Source organism: Streptomyces sp. NPDC001787, assembly GCF_040297465.1.
In the GTDB taxonomy this organism is placed as follows: Bacteria; Actinomycetota; Actinomycetes; order Streptomycetales; family Streptomycetaceae; genus Streptomyces.
This window is the reverse complement of sequence record NZ_JBEOZE010000071.1, coordinates 1-1,771: the sequence shown is the minus strand read 5'-3', so window position 1 is coordinate 1,771 and position 1,771 is coordinate 1. Positions and strand designations below refer to the sequence as shown.

Here is a 1,771-nt window from a genome sequence, read left to right as displayed (position 1 = left end):
GTAGGAGAGCCGGCGTGAGCTTGAGGATCGTTGTCTGTGTGAAGTATGTGCCCGACGCGACCGGTGACCGGCGTTTCGCCGATGACCTGACGGTGGACCGTGAGGATGTCGATGGTCTGTTGTCGGAGCTGGACGAGTACGCGGTCGAGCAGGCGTTGCGGATCGCGGACGGGGTGGACGGGGCTGAGGTGACCGTGCTGACGGTGGGTCCCGAGGACGCGAAGGACGCGTTGCGCAAGGCGTTGTCGATGGGTGCGGACAGGGCTGTTCATGTGGAGGACGACGCTCTGCACGGTTCGGACGCGATGGGGACGTCGCTGGTGCTGGCGAAGGCGGTCGGGAGGGCCGGGTTCGATCTGGTGATCTGTGGGATGGCGTCGACGGACGGCACGATGGGTGTGCTGCCGGCGTTGCTCGCGGAGCGGCTGGGGGTGGCTCAGGTGACGTTGTTGTCGGAGGTGTCGGTCGGGGACGGTGCGGTGCGGGGGCGCCGGGACGGTGACACGGCCAGTGAGGTGCTGGAGGCGTCGTTGCCGGCGGTGGTGTCGGTGACGGACCAGTCGGGCGAGGCGCGGTATCCGTCGTTCAAGGGGATCATGGCGGCGAAGAAGAAGCCGGTGGAGTCGCTGGATCTGGATGATCTGGGGATCGGGGCGGACGAGGTCGGTCTGGGTGGTGCGTGGACGGCCGTGGACGCGGCGGCGGAGCGTCCGGCGCGGACGGCGGGCACGGTCGTGAAGGACGAGGGTGAGGGCGGCAGGCGGCTGGCCGAGTTCCTCGCGGCGCAGAAGTTCATCTGACGCGTCTCCCGCCCGCCGCGGCCGGCCGTGTCCGGTCCGGATCCGTCCGGATCCGTCCGGATCCTTCGAGGTCGTCCCGGGGTTCGTCCGGGATCCATTCGGTTCGTCCGGGTCGTCCGGGGTTCGTCCGGGTCGTCCGGTCCGGGTGGTGCGGTGGGTGGTGTGTGTTCCTCTACCTGTTTCTTCGTATGTGCGGGAGTTCTTGTCATGGCTGAAGTTCTGGTTTTTGTCGATCATGTGGACGGTGCGGTCCGTAAGCCCACGCTGGAGCTGCTGACGCTGGCGCGGCGGCTGGGTGATCCGGTGGCGGTGGCGGTGGGTGCCGGTGCGGCCGGGACGGCGGGGGTGCTCGCGGAGCACGGTGCGGTGCGGGTGCTGACCGCGCAGGGTCCGGAGTTCGGGGACTATCTGGTGGTGCCGCAGGTCGACGCGCTGGTGGCGGCGTTCGGGGCGGTGTCGCCGGTGGCGGTGCTGCTGCCGTCGTCGGCGGAGGCGAAGGAGATCGCGGCGCGGTTCGCGGTGCGTACGGGTTCGGGGGTCATCACGGACGCGGTGGACGTGGAGGCGGGCGAGGAGGGGCCGGTCGCGGTGCAGTCCGCGTTCGCGGCGTCGTTCACGACGCGGTCGCGGGTCGTGAGGGGTGTTCCGGTGATCACGGTGAAGCCGAACTCGGCGCCGGTCGGGGCGGCGCCGGCCGCGGGCACGGTCGAGGAGCTCGCGGTGGAGTTCTCGGACCTGTCGACGGCGGCGCGGGTCCTGTCGCGGACGCCGCGGGAGTCGACGGGGCGTCCCGAGCTGACCGAGGCCGCGATCGTGGTGTCCGGGGGCCGGGGGGTGAACGGGGCGGAGAACTTCCCGCTGATCGAGGCGCTCGCGGACTCCCTCGGCGCGGCGGTCGGTGCCTCGCGTGCCGCGGTCGACGCCGGGTGGTACCCGCACTCCAGCCAGGTCGGGCAGACCGGCAAGTCGGT

General features: G+C 70.9%; 2 protein-coding genes. Both read left to right on the top strand.

The window, feature by feature from the left end:
* Positions 1-14: 14 nt before the first annotated feature.
* Positions 15-800, top strand: coding sequence for an electron transfer flavoprotein subunit beta/FixA family protein (locus ABT170_RS40585; RefSeq protein WP_329940168.1), 786 nt, complete (start codon positions 15-17; stop codon positions 798-800).
* Between the two features lie 207 nt (positions 801-1,007).
* Positions 1,008-1,771: electron transfer flavoprotein subunit alpha/FixB family protein (locus ABT170_RS40580; protein ID WP_351876293.1), on the top strand; the 764-nt coding region annotated here is incomplete at its 3' end.